The following is a 16,540-nucleotide window of genomic DNA, read 5'->3' on the forward strand; positions in this document are numbered from 1 at the left end:
AGCGTGGAACATGCGTTGGGCGACTTATTTCGCCGTGTTGGCGTCTGTCTTGAGTGTCGGTCTGGCCTTGGGCGTCAGTATGCCGCTGGTGTCTTTTCGCCTGGAAGGCTGGGGTTATGGCTCGTTTGCCATCGGTGTAATGGCCGCGATGCCGGCGATTGGCGTGCTGCTGGGGGCGAAAATCTCCAGCCATCTGGCGGCGCGACTCGGCACGGCCAATCTGATGCGTTTGTGCCTGTGGGCCGGTGCGGTATCCATCGGTTTGCTGGCCCTGTTGCCGAGCTATCCGGTGTGGCTGGTGCTGCGGCTGATGATTGGGGTCATCCTGACGCTCGTCTTCATCCTCGGTGAAAGCTGGATCAACCAGTTGGTGGTCGAGCAATGGCGCGGACGTCTGGTGGCGCTGTATGGCAGCAGCTATGCGCTGAGTCAGTTGGCCGGGCCTTTGCTGCTGGGCGTTTTGGGCACAGATCACGATTATGGATTCTGGGTCGGCGTCGGCTTGCTCACGGCGGCACCGTTCCTGTTGCTCGGCCGCAGCGGTGCACCGACCAGTGAAGCCTGCAGCGTGACCTTCAGCGACTTGTGGGGCTTCTGCCGAGGTTTGCCGGCGATTGCCTGGGGCGTGGCGCTGTTCGCGGCGTTCGAGGCAATGATCCTGACCTTGCTGCCGGTCTATTGCTTGCGCCAGGGCTTTACCACGGAAATCGCGTTGGCGATGGTCAGTACGGTGGTAGTCGGTGATGCCTTGCTGCAACTGCCGATTGGCGCGCTGGCGGATCGTTTGTCGCGACGTACGCTGTTTACCGGTTGTGCTGTGGTGCTGATGCTGTCGAGTCTGGCGATTCCGTTGCTGATCGACACGTTGCTGATCTGGCCGTTATGGGTGCTGTTCGGCGCCAGTGCGGGGGGCTTGTTCACCTTGTCACTGATCCTCATCGGCGAACGTTACCGCGACGATGCGCTGGTGCGGGCCAATGCGCATATTGCGCAACTGTGGGGGATCGGTTGTCTGGTCGGACCGCTGGCCGCCGGCGCGGGAAGCCAGTGGATCAGCGGGCATGCGTTGCCGTTGCTGATGGCGGCAGGGGCGTTTGGTTTGGTGATTCTGTTGATGCGCCAAGGTGCGTTCGGCACGGTTGCCGAGCCTGCCTAAAACCTGTGGGAGCGAGCCTGCTCGCGATAGCGGTGTGTCATTCAGCATCTGTGGTGGCTGGCACGACGCCTTCGCGAGCAGGCTCGCTCCCACAGGGGGTTGTTGTCTGTCAGAGCATTCGCTCCAGGCCGATAGCAGTACTCATCCATGCATTGAACTGGCGCCACCAGCTGCCCGGTTCCTTGGTCAGCGTGTGCAGTTTGCCGTCATCCTCGGTCACCCAGACGATCCGGTCATTTTCCAGTTTCACCTGATAGCTCACGGGCGGGGCCATACCCTCCATGGCCGCTTTGCGCACATGCGCGGCGAGTTCGGGGCTGTCCACCAGCACCCCGACTTCGGTGTTCCACAGCACTGAGCGCGGGTCGAAGTTGAACGAGCCGATGAAGGATTTCTGCTGGTCGAAGATCATCGCTTTGCTGTGCAGGCTGGAATCGGAGCCCCGGAACGACTTGCTGTAGAAAAGATGCGGCCCGCTGCCGCCGCCTTCGCCGGGCTGGCGACGCAATTCGTACAACTTCACGCCATGTTCCAGCAGTGCCCGGCGATAGGGCGCGTAACCGCCGTGCACCGCGGGGACGTCGGTGGCTTCCAGCGAGTTGGTCAGCAGGCTGACAGAGACCCCGGCATCGGCGCGGCCAGTGAGGTAAACCAGCCCTGGCTGGCCAGGTACAAAGTAAGCCGAGATCATGATCAATTCTTTGCTGACCCCGGTCAGCTCAGGCGCCAACTGCGTGGTCAGCAGCAAGTGCGGGTCAGGCTCGCCATCCGACAAGACCTTGCTCGGTGCGTCCCACAACGCCTGGTTCCAGGCCCAGATCAGCTCCCGGCGCCAGATGTCCATGCGCGGGTTGGTGGTGTAAGTCATCAGCTGCTGATACAGCGCGTGATTCTGCTTGCGCGTCTCTTCCAATGACTCTTCCAGGCGCGTGCGGGTATTTTGCAGGTCCTTTTGCGTCGGTTTGCTCGACAGGAATTCATCGATCGGCTTGCTCAGCGCACTGTTCCAGTACTGGTCGAAGCTGTGGCCAAGCTGCTCGGCGACCGGGCCGACGCCCAGCATGTCGATGTCGGTGAAGTTCAGGTTGGGCTCGGCATCGAAATATTCGTCCCCCAGATTACGGCCGCCGACAATGGCTGCGCTGTTGTCCGCCAGCCACAATTTGTTGTGCATGCGCCGGTGTTGCAGCGACAGGTTCAACAGCCGGCCCATGGTGCGAGTCACGCCTGTGGCCCGGCCCAGGTGCAGCGGGTTGAACAGGCGGATCTGAATTTTCGGGTGCGCCGCCAGGGTGGCGATGATCCAGTCGAGGCCGTCGCTGGTGGTGTCGTCGAGCAGGATTCTCACGCGCACGCCACGGTCGGCGGCCTTGAGCAGTTCCTCCACCAGCATGCGCGTGCTGATGCCGTCGTGGACGATGTAATACTGCAAGTCGAGGCTGCTTTGGGCGTTGCGGATCAACTCGGCACGGGCCATGAAGGCTTCGCCGCTATTTGACAGCAGGCGAAAACCGGACTTGCCCTCGTGGGGCGCGGCCTGGGCCTGGATTGATCGACCGAATGCCGAGTCGCTGGCGGGCAACGCCTGGCTCGGTTCGCGTTGAACGTCGAAGCTGGCGCAACCGCCCAGGAACGAGGCGAGTAGCAGAAGAGCGAGCAGGGGCTGTCTGACTCTCACGTGGGATCGTTCCGATTGGCGGCGGGTGTCGGCATATGGACGCTGAAATCCCGTTAAAAGTCAGTCAGTGAAGGTGTCATTTTCCGCCAGCAGTTTGATTGCCGCGGCGCCGACCTTGCGCACCGCCTCTTCGATCTGTGCCGTTGGTTTGGCAGCGTAGTTCATTCGCAGACAGTTACGGTATTTGCCCGAGGCAGAAAAGATGCTGCCGACGGCAATCTGTACGCCTTGGTCGTGCAAGGCACGGTTCAGTTTCAGGGTGTCGAAGCCATCGGGCAGTTCGACCCAGAGCATGAAACTGCCTTGCGGGCGACTGGCGCGAGTGCCAGCGGGGAAATAGCGGGTGACCCAATCAATCATCATGTCGCGATTGCGTTGATATTGTGTGCGCACCCGCCGCAAATGAGGCTCGAAATGACCGGCCTTGAGGAATTCGGCGATGGCAATCTGCGGTTGCGGCGCGGTACTGCCGGTGCTGATGTACTTCATGTGCAGCACCCGTTCCAGATAGCGGCCCGGTGCAACCCAACCGATACGCAGGCCGGGCGCCAGCGTTTTGGAGAACGAACTGCAGAGCAGGACGCGGCCGTCTTCGTCGAAGGATTTGATCGTGCGCGGTCGCGGGTAGTTGTAGGCCAGTTCGCCATACACATCGTCTTCGATGATCGCCACGTCGAAACGCTGGGCGAGCGTCAACAACGCGCGTTTACGCGACTCCGGCATGATGTAGCCCAGCGGGTTGTTGCAGTTTGGGGTCAACTGTATGGCCTTGATCGGCCATTGTTCCAAGGCCAGTTCCAGCGCATCGAGGCTGATCCCGGTCAGTGGGTCGGTGGGGATTTCCAGGGCCTTCATGTTCAGACCCTTGAGTGTCTGCATGGCGCCGTGAAAGCTTGGCGAATCCACGGCGACGATGTCACCCGGCTCGCAGATGGAGCGAATGCTGGTGGACAGCGCTTCGTGGCAGCCGGTGGTGATCACCAGGTCGTTGGCGGTCAACTGGCACCCGGAATCGAGCATCAGGCGGGCGATTTGCTCACGCAGTTCGAGGGTGCCGTGGATGTTGTCGTAATACAGACCGGGCATGTCCTGCCGTCGGCTGATACGCGCGAGGTTGCGCAGCAACGGTTTCATGGTCGGCGTGGTGATGTCCGGCATGCCGCGACCCAGTTGCACCACATCCTTGCGTGGCACCGCACGTATCAGTTCCAGCACCTGATCCCACTGCGAGATATCTACCGGCCGTTGGGCCGGCCGGCCAATCGCTGGCAACTCCGGCAGGTCGCGACTCACCGGGACGAAATAGCCGGACTTGGGTTTCGGCATCGCCAGGCCGCTGTCTTCCAGCACCCGATAGGCCTGCTGCACCGTGCTCAGGCTGACCCCGTGTTCGACGCTCAACGCCCGCACCGACGGCAGCCGGTCACCGGGGCGATAGAAGCCCTGTTCGATCCGCGTGCCCAGCAATTCGGCGAGGTTGACGTAAAGGGTCATGGCGCAGTCTCGATGTGGATGATTCGGTTAACCAGTACAGATCAGGCAAAAAATTGTGATTCAGAGGTTAAAACGCGAAATCTGTATGGAGTTAATACTTCCAAGTTGAATCTGTAATGCTTTTCGCCGTCCACGCATCATGAAAGCTCTGGCTACCCAAGTAAACAGGAGCAATCAAAATGAACGGCTTGAGCGATGTGCGGCTGACGTTACGCAGTCAGGAACTGGCGGCAGGGCAAATCAACGGTGCGCGGGAAGTGATCATGCGCAACGCGCCGTCCAGCCTGAGTCGTTGGGGTCTGTTCTGGCATCGTCTGCACACGCGCAAGGCGTTGCTGGAGCTGACGCCTGAGCAGTTGAAGGATGTCGGGTTGAGTCTTGAGCAGGCCAGGGAGGAGGGGTTGAAGCCTTTCTGGCGGATTTGAGATTTGCGGTGTCTTTGCGGGCAAGCCCGCTGCCACAGGGTTTGCGGTGAGCATAGTTTTTGTGAGCACCCGCGACCGCTGTGAGAGCGGGCTTGATCGCGATGAGGGCCGAAAGAACATGAGTAACCTTTAGATCAATTCCTTCATCCGATGCCACAACATCCCCAACGCCAACAACGGCGAGCGCAAATGCTTCCCGCCGGGGAAGGTGATGTGCTGCACCTTCGCAAATAGATCGAACCCGCCACCCTGCTGGCCACTGATCGCCTCGGCCAGCAGCTTGCCCGCCAGGTGGGTGGCATTCACCCCGTGACCTGAGTAAGCCTGGGCGTAATACACGTTCGGTTGATCTTTGAGCCGGCCGATCTGCGGCAGGCGGTTGGCGCCGATACCGATCATCCCGCCCCATTGATAATCGATTTTTACCCCGCCCAGTTGCGGGAAAACCTCCAGCATCTTCGGCCGCATGTACGCGGCGATATCCTTGGGGTCGCGACCTGAATAATGGCAGGCACCGCCGAACAGCAAGCGACGATCCGCCGAGAGCCGGTAGTAATCCAGCGCCACCCGCTGATCACACACCGCCATGTTCTGTGGCAGCAGTTTGTGCGCCTGTTCTTCGCTCAAGGGTTCGGTGGCGATGATGTAGCTGCCGGCGGGCAACACCTTGCCGCTGAGTTCGGGGTTGAGCTGGTTGAGGTAGGCGTTGCATCCCAGCACGAGCGACTTCGCGCGCACCGACCCGCGGGCTGTGTGAACTTTGACCTCAGGGCCGTAATCGATGCGGGTTACCGCCGATTGTTCGAACAACTGCGCGCCCAATTCCTGCGCGGCAGCCGCTTCGCCCAAGGCCAGGTTGAGAGGGTGCAGATGCCCTGAGCCCATGTCGATCAAGCCGCCAACGTAGCGGTCGGAACCCACCACCGAGTGCATTTCATGGGCTTGCAGCAAACGGGTTTCGTAGCGGTAGCCGAGGCTGCGCAGTTCTTCGGCGTCTTCGGCGAAGCCTTCCAGGTCGCGGGGTTTGTTGGCGAGATCGCAGTACCCCCACGTCAGGTCGCAAGGGATCTGAAAACGCTCGACCCGCTGTCGGACGATTTCCACCGCTTCCAGGCCCATGAGTTTCATCTGACGCACACCGTCCGCGCCGATCACGTGGGTGAATTGATCGAGCCCATGGCCGACGCCACGAATCAGCTGCCCGCCGTTGCGGCCGCTGGCGCCCCAGCCAATCTTGTGCGCTTCGAGTAGCACCACGCTGAGGCCGCGTTCTGCCAGCTCAAGGGCGGTGTTCAGCCCGGAAAACCCGCCGCCGACCACGCACACGTCGGCCATCAGTTCGCCTTGCAACACCGGATGATCGGGCTGCGGCAGGCTGCTGGCGGCGTAATACGAGGCAGTGTGCTGAGCACGGGCATTCATGCGCGTCATCCTGATTTTTGTGTTTAGAAAATTTGACGGAGCATAAGCCGGACCTTCCGGCGCGGGCAACACTGGTCGGTTGTAGCTGTCTGGATCGACACTTTTGCGTCAGAATCCCGCTCTATTCCGCTTTGGGTCACCGTTTCGATGAGCTGCAACAGTCAGAAAATTCGCACGCTTCGCCAGCAGATTCCCTCATTCGAGTGCGTGCCCGGCTGCCATGACTGCTGTGGACCGGTGACCACTTCGCCCGAAGAAATGTCCCGCCTGCCGCGCAAGACCCGCGCCGAGCAGGATGCGGCGATGGATGAACTCAACTGTGTGCACCTTGGGCCAAACGGCTGCACGGTGTATGACGAGCGGCCGCTGATTTGTCGGTTGTTTGGTACGACCAAGACGCTGCCTTGCCCGAATGGGCGGGGGCCGGTGGAGTTGATTCATCCTCGGGTGGAGAAGCAGATTCATGAGTACATGGCGTCGACCCGGCAGGTCCTCGTCTGAGGGAAGACCGAGTCGCCTGTAATCGCTAGCAGGCTAGCTCCCACAATGGGTCCGTGTCGCACACCAAACTTGTGTCCGCTGAAGATGAACTGTGGGAGCTAGCCTGCTAGCGATGGGGCCGAACAGGTACCGCAAATCTCAATCCGGGATCGGCAAACTCAAACTCTCCTTCACCTCTTCCATCACGATATAGCTCTTGGATTCCCGCACATGCGGCAGCTTGAGCAGAATGTCGCCCAGCAGCTTGCGGTACGAGGCCATCTCGGAAATCCGCGCCTTTACCAGGTAGTCGAAATCCCCTGACACCAAATGGCATTCCAGCACATGGGGCAGTTTCAGCACCGCGCGTCGGAACTCTTCGAAAGTATCGCCGGATTTGTAGTCGAGGCTGATCTCGACGAACACCAGCAGACTACCCTTGAGGTGCTGCGGGTTGAGCCGGGCGTTGTAACCCATGATGATCCCTTCGCGCTCCAGGCGCCGGACCCGCTCGGTGCAGGGCGTGGTCGAGAGCCCGACCTTTTCCCCGAGCTCGGTGAATGAGATACGCCCGTCCGCTTGCAGGATCCGCAGGATGTTGCGGTCGATCTTGTCCAGCTCACGTTTGGTCTGAGTGTTGGTACGCATAGGGGATGCGCCTCCGTGAAAAGCGTTTTTGCCGAGAATTGTCGCCAAATATAGGTGCTTATATAGTGAAATGCACTGGCTAATCTTTTTTAAACTGCCCACATCTACGGTCTGAACTACAAACGTCAGCGGCACGCCGCGATGAGGGATATGAAAATGCGCGTTATGGTCTTGGGTAGCGGCGTCATCGGCACCACCAGTGCTTATTATCTGGCGCGTGCCGGGTTTGAAGTGGTGGTGGTGGACCGTCAGCCGGCTGCGGCCATGGAGACCAGTTTCGCCAACGCCGGGCAAGTCTCGCCGGGTTATGCCTCGCCGTGGGCCGCACCGGGTGTGCCGCTCAAGGCCATCAAGTGGCTGTTGCAGCGCCACGCACCGCTGGCGATCAAGGCCACCGCCGACATCGACCAATACCTGTGGATGGCGCAGATGCTGCGCAACTGCACCGCCAGCCGTTACGCGGTGAACAAGGAGCGCATGGTCCGTCTGTCCGAATACAGCCGCGACTGCCTCGACGAATTGCGCGCTGAAACCGGCATTGCCTACGAAGGTCGCAGCCTTGGTACCACGCAACTGTTCCGCACCCAGGCTCAGCTCGACGGCGCCGCGAAAGACATCGCCGTGCTGAAAGAGTCCGGTGTGCCGTTCGAATTGCTCGATCGCGCCGGCATTGCCCGCGTTGAACCGGCGCTAGCCAACGTTACCGACATCCTTGCCGGTGCCCTGCGCCTGCCGAACGACCAGACCGGCGATTGCCAGATGTTCACCGTTCGACTGGCCGAAATGGCTGTGAAGCTGGGTGTGGAATTCCGCTTTGGCCAGGACATTCAGCGCCTCGACTATGCCGGTGATCGCATCAACGGTGTGTGGATCGACGGCAAGCTGGAAACCGCGGACCGCTACGTGTTGGCACTCGGCAGCTACTCGCCGCAACTGCTCAAGCCGCTGGGCATCAAGGCTCCGGTGTATCCGCTCAAGGGCTACTCCCTGACCGTGCCGATCACCAACCCGGCGATGGCCCCGACGTCGACCATTCTCGACGAGACCTACAAGGTCGCGATTACCCGTTTCGACAACCGCATCCGCGTTGGCGGCATGGCTGAGATAGCCGGTTTTGACTTGTCGTTGAACCCGCGTCGGCGCGAAACCCTGGAGATGATCGTCAACGACCTTTATCCTCAGGGCGGCGATCTGGCCCAGGCGAGTTTCTGGACCGGTCTGCGTCCGACCACCCCGGACGGTACGCCAATCGTTGGCGCAACGCCGTTCAGCAACCTGTTCCTGAACACGGGGCACGGTACGCTCGGCTGGACCATGGCGTGCGGTTCCGGCCGTTTGCTGGCCGACCTGATGGCGAAGAAAACGCCGCAGATCAGCGCCGAAGGCCTCGATATTTCCCGTTATGGCAGCAAAATCCAGGAGTCCGCAAAACATGGCAATCCAGCGCCAGCTCACCAATGAGCGTATGAGTCAGATCGTCGCTCACAACGGTACGGTGTATCTGGCAGGGCAGGTCGGCGATGACATGAACGCCGGGATTGAACAGCAGACTCGCGAAACCCTCGCCAATATCGAGCGTTTGCTCGATCTGGCGGGTACCGACAAGCACCATTTGCTGTCGGTAACGATTTACCTGAAGGACATCGACGCGCACTTCGAAGGCATGAACGCGGTGTGGGACAAGTGGCTGCCCAAAGGCGTCGCCCCGGCCCGTGCGACGGTTGAATCGAAGTTGTGCGAACCGGAAATCCTGATCGAGCTCTCGGTTGTAGCCGCTCTGCCGTAAGCCCGTCAGAAAGATCCCTCTCCCGGTGCTGTTGGCGGTTAACGTCGTCAGCCAGCGCCGGTTTTTATTCCCATGACCGCCTAGAAGCCCTGCCGCCATGCGTCCAGCCCGTGCCCTGATCGACCTTCAAGCCCTGCGCCACAACTTCCAGATCGCCCGTGAACTCACCGGGGCCAAGGCCCTCGCGGTGATCAAGGCCGATGCCTACGGCCATGGCGCGGTACGTTGCGCCCAGGCGCTGGAAGCCGACGCGGACGGGTTTGCCGTGGCCTGCATTGAAGAAGCGTTGGAGCTGCGCGCCGCGGGCATTCGGGCGCCGGTGTTGTTGCTGGAAGGCTTTTTCGAAGCCGATGAACTGGCGCTGATCGTCGAGCACGATTTCTGGTGCGTGGTGCATTCGCTGTGGCAACTCGAAGCCATCGAAAAAGCCGTGCTGAGCAAGCCGATCACGGTCTGGCTCAAACTTGATTCGGGCATGCACCGGGTCGGTCTGCATCCAAAGGATTACCAGGCGGGCTATCACCGGCTGCTGGCCAGCGGCAAGGTGGCGAAAGTGGTGCTGATGAGCCATTTCGCCCGCGCCGATGAGCTGCACAGCCAGGCCAGCGCCGAGCAGGTGGCGGTGTTTGAAGCGGCGCGTCAGGGTTTGGCGGCCGAGGTCAGTCTGCGCAACTCGCCGGCAGTGCTCGGTTGGCCGCAGATTCCGAGCGACTGGGTTCGTCCGGGCATCATGCTCTACGGCGCCACGCCGTTCGAGGAAGCCAATGCCACGGCGTCGCGCTTGCAACCGGTGATGACCCTGGAATCGAAAGTGATTTGCGTGCGTGAGCTGCCGGCCGGCGAGCCGATCGGTTACGGCGCCAAATTCATCACCCAGAAGCCGATGCGCGTTGGCGTGGTGGCCATGGGTTATGCCGATGGCTATCCGCGTCACGCACCGACCGGTACGCCGGTGTTGGTCGCCGGTCAGCGCAGCCAGTTGATCGGCCGGGTGTCGATGGACATGCTTTGCATCGATTTGACTGACGTGCCGCAAGCAGGTCTGGGGTCGACCGTGGAATTGTGGGGTAAAAACATCCTCGCCAGCGACGTTGCGACGGCCGCGGACACGATTCCTTACCAGCTCTTCTGCAACCTGCGCCGGGTGCCGCTGCTCTATTCCGGGGCCTAGGCCAAAACGCTGCGCACCAGAAGTCGCCTCGCCGAACAGGATTCAGGCCAAAGTGTTGTAAATACTGAACGCTGTCGCCATGATAACGCTCAATATTCCTACAACCTGAATCCCTGGAGGCTCCAGCATTGGACGTCGGTGAACGACTGCAATCCATCCGTAAGCTCAAAGGTCTTTCGCAGCGTGAACTCGCCAAACGCGCGGGCGTCACCAACAGCACCATTTCGATGATCGAGAAGAATAGCGTCAGTCCCTCGATCAGTTCGCTGCGCAAGGTTCTGGGCGGGATTCCCATGTCCATGGTCGAGTTTTTTTCCGAAGAAATCCTGGAGGAAAGACCGACTCAGATCGTCTACAAGGCCAACGAGCTGATCGATATTTCCGATGGTGCCGTGACCATGAAGCTGGTCGGCCGGGCGCACCCGAGCCGCGCTATCGCTTTCCTCAATGAAATCTATCCGCCTGGCGCCGATACCGGTGACGAGATGCTCACCCACGAAGGTGAGGAAACCGGGATTTTGGTGGAGGGTCGGCTTGAACTGGTGGTCGGGCTTGAAACATTTGTGCTCGAAGCGGGCGATAGCTACTACTTTGAAAGTACCAAGCCGCACCGTTTCCGTAATCCGTTCGATGCGCCGGCGCGACTAATCAGCGCAGCCACACCCGCGAATTTCTAAGAGAAGAGGCGTCCTGCCAGCACGGCAGCGGCACCCGAAGGTTTTTTCCGCGGCGCAACAAGACCCCTTCGACTTTGGGGTTGTTTCAGTGCGGCGGGCTTACCGCTATACTTGCGCCCGCCTGCGAACCGTGGCCGTAGGCGTGACTAGCCACCATTGAGGGTGAACGCGTGAACCTAATTATGAAAATGCTGGCTGCACCAGCAACCGTATTGGCCCTATGGGCTGTCAGCGCTCAAGCTGCGACCAACGACGATATTGCCAAACGCCTTGAGCCAGTCGGCCAGGTCTGTGTGACAGGTCAAGAGTGCAAGGGTATGGAAGTGGCTGCCGCTTCTGGCGGCGGTGGTGCCAAGGCACCGAAAGACGTTGTTGCTAAACATTGCAATGCGTGCCACGGAACCGGCCTGCTGGGCGCGCCGAAAATCGGCGACAAGGCTGCCTGGAAAGAACGCGCCGATCACCAGGGCGGCCTCGACGGCATCCTGGCCAAAGCCATTACCGGTATCAACTCGATGCCGCCTAAGGGCACCTGCGCCGACTGCTCCGACGACGAGCTGAAAGGCGCAATCAAAGAGATGTCCGGCCTGTAAAACGCCTGCATCTTTCGCGAAAAAGCCGCTTTCGAGCGGCTTTTTTGTGCCCGCGATTTAACGTCCGAGACTGTTCATTGCAGCAAAGACCCGGCAAGCTCGGTCCAACCCCAATTCACGGAAAGTACGGGAGGATCAGATGGTGCAGCTGTGTTCTATCGAGCAAGCGGTCGATGAGGTGCTGGCACGGTTGCCGGCGCATATCCACATGGGCCTGCCCCTCGGTCTGGGCAAACCCAACCACTTCGTCAACGCGCTGTATCAACGCGTGGCGCAACTGCCTGAACGGCAGCTGACGATCTATACCGCGCTGTGTCTGGGCCGTCCTGCATTGGGCGACGGTTTGCAGAAGCGCTTCCTTGAGCCCTTCATCGAGCGAGTGTTCGGCGACTACCCGGAGCTGGATTTCCTCGCGGGTCTGCACAAGGACAACCTGCCGCCCAACATCCATGTTCAGCAGTTTTTCATGCAACCCGGCAGCCTGCTTCACAGCGAATCGGCTCAGCAGGATTACGTCAGCAGCAACTACAGCCACGCCGCGCGGGACATCTACGCGGCCGGTTTGAACCTGGTCGCGCAACTGGTGGCCAGCCACTCCGAACACCCGGATCGCCTGAGCCTGAGCTGCAACCCGGACATCACCCTCGACCTGTTCCCGATGATCGCCAAGCGCAGGGCAGCGGGGCAGACAGTCTTGCTCGTGGGCCAGGTGCACAACGACTTGCCGTACATGCCCGGTGATGCCGAAATCGGCATCGACACTTTCGACCTGCTGGTCGACGAGAAAGACAACACCACGCTGTTCTCGACGCCGAACATGCCGGTGGGTTTCCAGGACCATTTCATCGGATTACACGCCAGCGCCCTGGTTCGTGATGGCGGCACCTTGCAGATCGGCATCGGTGCCATGGGCGATGCGCTGACGGCGGCGTTGCTGGCGCGGCAGGCCGACAATGCCGGTTACAAGGCCTTACTGGCGGAGATCAATCTCAGCCAATGGGCGCAGTTGATCGACCGCGAGGGCGGCATCGAACCCTTCGCCAAAGGCCTGTACGGTTGCAGTGAAATGTTCGTCAACGGCTTGTTGGTGCTGGCCGATGCCGGGATCCTGCGGCGCAAGGTCTACCCGGATGTGGCCACTCAGCAGCAGGCGAATGCCGGCACGCTGGACGAGGCCGCGCAGACTGACGGCATTTCGGTGCACGGCGGATTTTTCCTCGGGCCGCGCAGCTTTTATGAACGCCTGCGCGAGCTGCCGCAGAGCAAGCGGCTCGAATTCAACATGACCCACATCAGCTACATCAACGAGCTCTACGGCCAGGAAGAACTCAAACGCTTGCAACGCCTGGATGCGCGATTCATCAACACCGTGTTTACCATGACGTTGCTTGGCGCCGGCGTGGCCGATCAGCTCGAAGACGGGCGGGTGCTCAGCGGTGTCGGCGGGCAGTACAACTTCGTCGCCCAGGGCCATGCGCTGGAGGGCGCGCGTTCGATTCTGCTGCTGCGCAGCTGGCGCGAGGCGGGCGGGGAGGTCAGTTCCAACATCGTCTGGCAGTACGGCCATTGCACGATCCCGCGGCATCTGCGCGACATCGTCGTCACCGAATACGGCGTCGCTGATTTACGCGGCAAGACGGACGCGGCGGTGATCGAGGCGTTGCTCAACATCAGCGATTCGCGTTTCCAGTCGGGGTTGATCGAACAGGCGCAGAGCGCCGGGAAACTACCGAAGAATTTCCGCCTCGATCCGCGCTTTGCCGACAACCGCCCGGAACGCTTGCAGGCGATTCAGGCCGGGCATCCGCAGTTGTTTCCGGAGTATCCGCTGGGGAGTGATTTCACGGCTGAAGAGCGGGACCTGTTGCGGGCGCTGAACTGGCTGAAGAGCAAGTTCAAGCTGACGGAGATTCTGGAGTTGGGCAAGGCTGCGCTGGATGCGCCAGAGGCTTCGGCGTTTCCCGAGCATCTGGAGCGGATGCAGCTGAGCAATCCGGAAGGCCTGAAAGAGGATTTATTTCAGCGGTTGTTGCTCGCCGGCCTGAAAGCCACCGCGCAATAACGCCTAACGCATAACCAACTGTGGGAGCCAGCCTGCTGGCGATGGCTGTCTGTCAGTCATGAAGATTTTGACTGACACGACGCCATCGCCAGCAGGCTGGCTCCCACAGGGGGAATGCGGTGTTGCGGATTACTTGATGAAGGTTACAACGCCATCCTTCAGCGACTGCACCCGAGCCAGCGACTCAACCCGATAACCCTGCGCATCCAGTTCCGCACGCCCACCCTGGAACGACTTCTCGATCACGATCCCCAAACCGGCCACGGTCGCGCCGGCCTGCTTGATGATCGAGATCAGTGCTTGGGACGCCTTACCGTTGGCCAAAAAGTCATCGATGATCAGCACGCGGTCGCTGCTGGTCAGGTGGCGCGGGGAGATCGCCACCGTGCTCTCGGTCTGCTTGGTGAACGAGTAAACGGTCGCCGACAGCAGGTTTTCGGTCAGGGTCAGGGACTGATGCTTGCGCGCAAAGATCACCGGCACGCCGAGGTTCAGACCGGTCATGATCGCTGGGGCGATGCCCGAAGCTTCGATGGTGACGATCTTGGTGATGCCCGAGTCCTTGAACAGCGCAGCGAACTCGTCGCCGATCAATTTCATCAGCGCCGGGTCGATCTGGTGGTTCAAAAAGGCGTCGACCTTCAGGACCTGATCGGAAAGCACGATGCCTTGTTCGCGAATTTTCTGGTGCAGTGCTTCCATGAAGCGATCCTCTACTGGCGCCGTGTGCGCCTAGCTTGTCAAAAAGTGTTTGGTTGAAAAGTGCTCAATTCTAGCGCTTTAGCATCGCCCGTATATCCGCCAGTGCGGTGTTGCCGCGAACGGCTTTGACTTCAACCGGCGTGTCATCGGTGCCTTCCCAAGCCAGGTCGTCCGGCGGCAGTTCATCGAGGAAGCGGCTCGGTGCGCAGTCGATGATCTCGCCGTATTGCTTACGCTTGGCGGCGAAGGTGAAGGCCAGTGTCTGACGCGCGCGGGTAATTCCGACGTAGGCCAGGCGGCGTTCTTCTTCGATGGTGTCGGCTTCGATGCTGGAACGGTGCGGGAGGATTTCCTCTTCCATGCCCATGATGAACACGTAGGGGAATTCCAGACCCTTGGAGGCATGCAAGGTCATCATCTGCACGCCTTCGGCGCCATCTTCCTCTTCCTGCTGACGTTCCAGCATGTCGCGCAGGACGAGTTTGCCGATGGCGTCCTCGACGGTCATCTCGCCTTCTTCGTCTTTCTCCAGGGTGTTTTTCAACGCCTCGATCAGGAGCCAGACGTTACCCATGCGGTAGTCGGCGGCCTTGTCGCTGGAGCTGTTGGTGCGCAGCCAGTTCTCGTAGTCGATGTCCATGACCATGCTGCGCAGCGCCGAGATCGGATCTTCGCCGGCGCACTGTTCGCGAACCTTGTCCATGAAACGCTTGAAGCGCGACAGGCGATCGGTGAACCGCGCATCCAGGTGTTCGCCCAGACCGATTTCGTCGGTGGCGGCGTACATCGAGATCTTGCGTTCGGTGGCGTAGTTGCCGAGCTTTTCCAGGGTGGTCGAACCGATCTCCCGGCGTGGGACGTTGATTACCCGCAGGAAGGCATTGTCGTCATCCGGGTTCACGATCAGGCGGAAGTAGGCCATCAGGTCTTTGACTTCCTGACGTCCGAAAAAGCTGTTGCCGCCCGACAGGCGATACGGAATCTGGTGGTGCTGCAGCTTCAGCTCGATCAGCTTGGCCTGGTAGTTACCGCGATACAGAATTGCGAAATCGCTGTAGGGCCGGTCGGTACGCAAATGCAGGGTCAGCAACTCCACGGCCACGCGCTCGGCTTCGGCGTCCTCGTTGCGGCAGCGAATCACGCGGATTTCGTCGCCGTGGCCCATCTCGCTCCACAGCTGTTTTTCGAACTCATGCGGGTTGTTCGAGATCAGCACGTTGGCGCAGCGCAGGATGCGGCTGGTGGAGCGATAGTTCTGCTCCAGCATGACGACTTTCAGGGACGGGTAATCGTCCTTGAGCAGCATCAGGTTTTCCGGGCGGGCGCCGCGCCAGGCGTAGATCGACTGGTCGTCGTCGCCCACCACGGTGAACTGGTTGCGCATGCCGATCAGCAACTTCACCAGCAAATACTGGCTGGCGTTGGTGTCCTGGTATTCGTCCACCAGCAGGTAGCGGACTTTGTTCTGCCACTTTTCGAGGATGTCGGCGTGTTCCTGGAACAGCTTCACCGGCAGCAGGATCAGGTCGTCGAAGTCCACCGCGTTGAACGCCTTGAGCGTGCGCTGGTAGTGGGTGTAGACGATGGCGGCGGTCTGTTCCTTGGGGTTGCGTGCGTTTTCCAGAGCTTCGGCCGGCAGGATCAGGTCGTTTTTCCACGAGCCGATCATGTTCTTGATCTCGTCGACGCCGTCGTCGCCGGCGTATTCCTTTTGCATGATGTCGGTCATCAGGGCTTTGACATCGGTCTCGTCGAAAATCGAGAAGCCCGGTTTGTAGCCCAGCCGCGCGTGTTCCTTGCGGATGATGTTCAGACCCAGATTGTGGAAAGTGCACACCGTCAGGCCACGACCTTCGCCGCCCTTGAGCAGGGTGCCGACCCGTTCCTTCATCTCGCGCGCGGCCTTGTTGGTAAAGGTCATGGCGACGATGTACTGGGCGCGGATGCCGCAGTTCTGGATCAAGTGCGCGATCTTGCGCGTGATCACGCTGGTCTTGCCGGAGCCTGCACCGGCGAGCACCAAAAGAGGGCCGCCGACGTAGCTCACGGCTTCTTGCTGCCGGGGATTGAGTCGGGACATACGAAATCAGGGAGTCGTTTGCGAAATGGGCCGGCATTTTAACAGGCTCAGCGAATTGTGCTGCTCTCTCCGACTTGTGACGCAATACGCTATCTATATTTGCCGGTTTTGTTACTTTCACGCAGGATGCGCGATGAGTTTGCGTCTAATGTTCGTAATTCCGGAT

The 16,540-nt window shown here is 60.3% G+C and carries 15 protein-coding genes; 9 read left to right on the forward strand and 6 right to left on the reverse strand.

The genetic code is table 11. The annotated features are described in order from the left end of the window. Positions 1-10 precede the first annotated feature (10 nt). Complete coding sequence (locus F8N43_RS13670; RefSeq protein WP_150653917.1) at positions 11-1,156, forward strand: MFS transporter; 1,146 nt, start codon at positions 11-13, stop codon at positions 1,154-1,156. 109 nt (positions 1,157-1,265) lie between these two features. Here the strand turns inward: F8N43_RS13670 and F8N43_RS13680 are convergent, their stop codons facing one another. Next, on the reverse strand, positions 1,266-2,834 hold the full coding sequence (locus F8N43_RS13680; RefSeq protein WP_150653918.1) for a phospholipase D family protein: 1,569 nt from the start codon (positions 2,832-2,834) through the stop codon (positions 1,266-1,268). 60 nt (positions 2,835-2,894) lie between these two features. After that, a complete protein-coding gene (locus F8N43_RS13685; protein WP_150631353.1) occupies positions 2,895-4,328 on the reverse strand; it encodes a PLP-dependent aminotransferase family protein in 1,434 nt (477 codons plus the stop codon). Positions 4,329-4,507: 179 nt separating this feature from the next. On the opposite strand from F8N43_RS13685, the gene F8N43_RS13690 reads away from it, so the two are divergent. Then, complete coding sequence (locus tag F8N43_RS13690) at positions 4,508-4,753, forward strand: DUF1127 domain-containing protein (protein ID WP_150631354.1); 246 nt, start codon at positions 4,508-4,510, stop codon at positions 4,751-4,753. A 129-nt stretch (positions 4,754-4,882) separates the two neighbouring features. Here F8N43_RS13690 and F8N43_RS13695 read toward each other — a convergent pair whose 3' ends face one another. Then, positions 4,883-6,175 carry an NAD(P)/FAD-dependent oxidoreductase gene (locus F8N43_RS13695; protein ID WP_150631355.1) on the reverse strand — a complete coding sequence of 431 codons (1,293 nt, stop codon included), beginning with the start codon at positions 6,173-6,175 and terminating at the stop codon, positions 4,883-4,885. A 147-nt stretch (positions 6,176-6,322) separates the two neighbouring features. On the opposite strand from F8N43_RS13695, the gene F8N43_RS13700 reads away from it, so the two are divergent. After that, entirely contained in the window at positions 6,323-6,676 is a 354-nt protein-coding gene (locus F8N43_RS13700; RefSeq protein WP_007947437.1) for a YkgJ family cysteine cluster protein, read from the forward strand. A gap of 138 nt (positions 6,677-6,814) precedes the next feature. On the opposite strand, the gene F8N43_RS13705 is transcribed toward F8N43_RS13700, so the two are convergent. Beyond that, on the reverse strand, positions 6,815-7,303 hold the full coding sequence (locus F8N43_RS13705) for an Lrp/AsnC ligand binding domain-containing protein (RefSeq protein ID WP_003177284.1): 489 nt from the start codon (positions 7,301-7,303) through the stop codon (positions 6,815-6,817). A gap of 156 nt (positions 7,304-7,459) precedes the next feature. Between F8N43_RS13705 and dadA the strand changes: the two genes are divergently transcribed. The 6 genes from dadA to F8N43_RS13735 all read left to right on the forward strand — a co-directional run bounded on the left by dadA (position 7,460) and on the right by F8N43_RS13735 (position 13,592). After that, complete coding sequence (dadA, locus tag F8N43_RS13710; RefSeq protein WP_150631356.1) at positions 7,460-8,764, forward strand: D-amino acid dehydrogenase; 1,305 nt, start codon at positions 7,460-7,462, stop codon at positions 8,762-8,764. Next, positions 8,736-9,089, forward strand: coding sequence for a RidA family protein (locus F8N43_RS13715; RefSeq protein WP_150638138.1), 354 nt, complete (start codon positions 8,736-8,738; stop codon positions 9,087-9,089). The genes dadA and F8N43_RS13715 overlap by 29 nt, the downstream gene beginning before the upstream one ends. Before the next feature lie 97 nt (positions 9,090-9,186). Further along, entirely contained in the window at positions 9,187-10,260 is a 1,074-nt protein-coding gene (gene alr, locus F8N43_RS13720; RefSeq protein WP_150653919.1) for an alanine racemase, read from the forward strand. Between the two features lie 128 nt (positions 10,261-10,388). Continuing rightward, positions 10,389-10,937 (forward strand): cupin domain-containing protein, encoded by a 549-nt coding sequence (locus F8N43_RS13725; protein ID WP_150631359.1) that lies wholly within the window; start codon positions 10,389-10,391, stop codon positions 10,935-10,937. Between the two features lie 182 nt (positions 10,938-11,119). Further along, positions 11,120-11,530: a c-type cytochrome gene (locus tag F8N43_RS13730; RefSeq protein ID WP_150631432.1), complete on the forward strand. Its 411-nt coding sequence runs from the start codon at positions 11,120-11,122 to the stop codon at positions 11,528-11,530. A gap of 139 nt (positions 11,531-11,669) precedes the next feature. Beyond that, positions 11,670-13,592, forward strand: coding sequence for an acetyl-CoA hydrolase/transferase C-terminal domain-containing protein (locus tag F8N43_RS13735; protein WP_150653920.1), 1,923 nt, complete (start codon positions 11,670-11,672; stop codon positions 13,590-13,592). A gap of 129 nt (positions 13,593-13,721) precedes the next feature. Here F8N43_RS13735 and F8N43_RS13740 read toward each other — a convergent pair whose 3' ends face one another. Both F8N43_RS13740 and rep read right to left on the reverse strand, forming a co-directional pair. Next, complete coding sequence (locus F8N43_RS13740) at positions 13,722-14,294, reverse strand: xanthine phosphoribosyltransferase (RefSeq protein ID WP_150631361.1); 573 nt, start codon at positions 14,292-14,294, stop codon at positions 13,722-13,724. Between the two features lie 70 nt (positions 14,295-14,364). Beyond that, complete coding sequence (rep, locus tag F8N43_RS13745; RefSeq protein WP_150653921.1) at positions 14,365-16,374, reverse strand: DNA helicase Rep; 2,010 nt, start codon at positions 16,372-16,374, stop codon at positions 14,365-14,367. Positions 16,375-16,540: the final 166 nt, after the last annotated feature.

The organism is Pseudomonas fluorescens (assembly GCF_902498065.1).
Classification (GTDB): domain Bacteria; phylum Pseudomonadota; class Gammaproteobacteria; order Pseudomonadales; family Pseudomonadaceae; genus Aquipseudomonas; species Aquipseudomonas fluorescens_BJ.

Coding starts and splice junctions, on each gene's coding strand:
- F8N43_RS13670 (WP_150653917.1), top strand. CDS start 11: ATGCGTTGGGCGACTTATTTCGCCGTGTTGGCGTCTGTCTTGAGTGTC.
- F8N43_RS13685 (WP_150631353.1), bottom strand. CDS start 4,328: ATGACCCTTTACGTCAACCTCGCCGAATTGCTGGGCACGCGGATCGAA.
- F8N43_RS13690 (WP_150631354.1), top strand. CDS start 4,508: ATGAACGGCTTGAGCGATGTGCGGCTGACGTTACGCAGTCAGGAACTG.
- F8N43_RS13695 (WP_150631355.1), bottom strand. CDS start 6,175: ATGAATGCCCGTGCTCAGCACACTGCCTCGTATTACGCCGCCAGCAGC.
- F8N43_RS13700 (WP_007947437.1), top strand. CDS start 6,323: ATGAGCTGCAACAGTCAGAAAATTCGCACGCTTCGCCAGCAGATTCCC.
- F8N43_RS13705 (WP_003177284.1), bottom strand. CDS start 7,303: ATGCGTACCAACACTCAGACCAAACGTGAGCTGGACAAGATCGACCGC.
- dadA (WP_150631356.1), top strand. CDS start 7,460: ATGCGCGTTATGGTCTTGGGTAGCGGCGTCATCGGCACCACCAGTGCT.
- F8N43_RS13715 (WP_150638138.1), top strand. CDS start 8,736: ATGGCAATCCAGCGCCAGCTCACCAATGAGCGTATGAGTCAGATCGTC.
- alr (WP_150653919.1), top strand. CDS start 9,187: ATGCGTCCAGCCCGTGCCCTGATCGACCTTCAAGCCCTGCGCCACAAC.
- F8N43_RS13730 (WP_150631432.1), top strand. CDS start 11,120: ATGAAAATGCTGGCTGCACCAGCAACCGTATTGGCCCTATGGGCTGTC.
- F8N43_RS13735 (WP_150653920.1), top strand. CDS start 11,670: ATGGTGCAGCTGTGTTCTATCGAGCAAGCGGTCGATGAGGTGCTGGCA.
- F8N43_RS13740 (WP_150631361.1), bottom strand. CDS start 14,294: ATGGAAGCACTGCACCAGAAAATTCGCGAACAAGGCATCGTGCTTTCC.
- rep (WP_150653921.1), bottom strand. CDS start 16,374: ATGTCCCGACTCAATCCCCGGCAGCAAGAAGCCGTGAGCTACGTCGGC.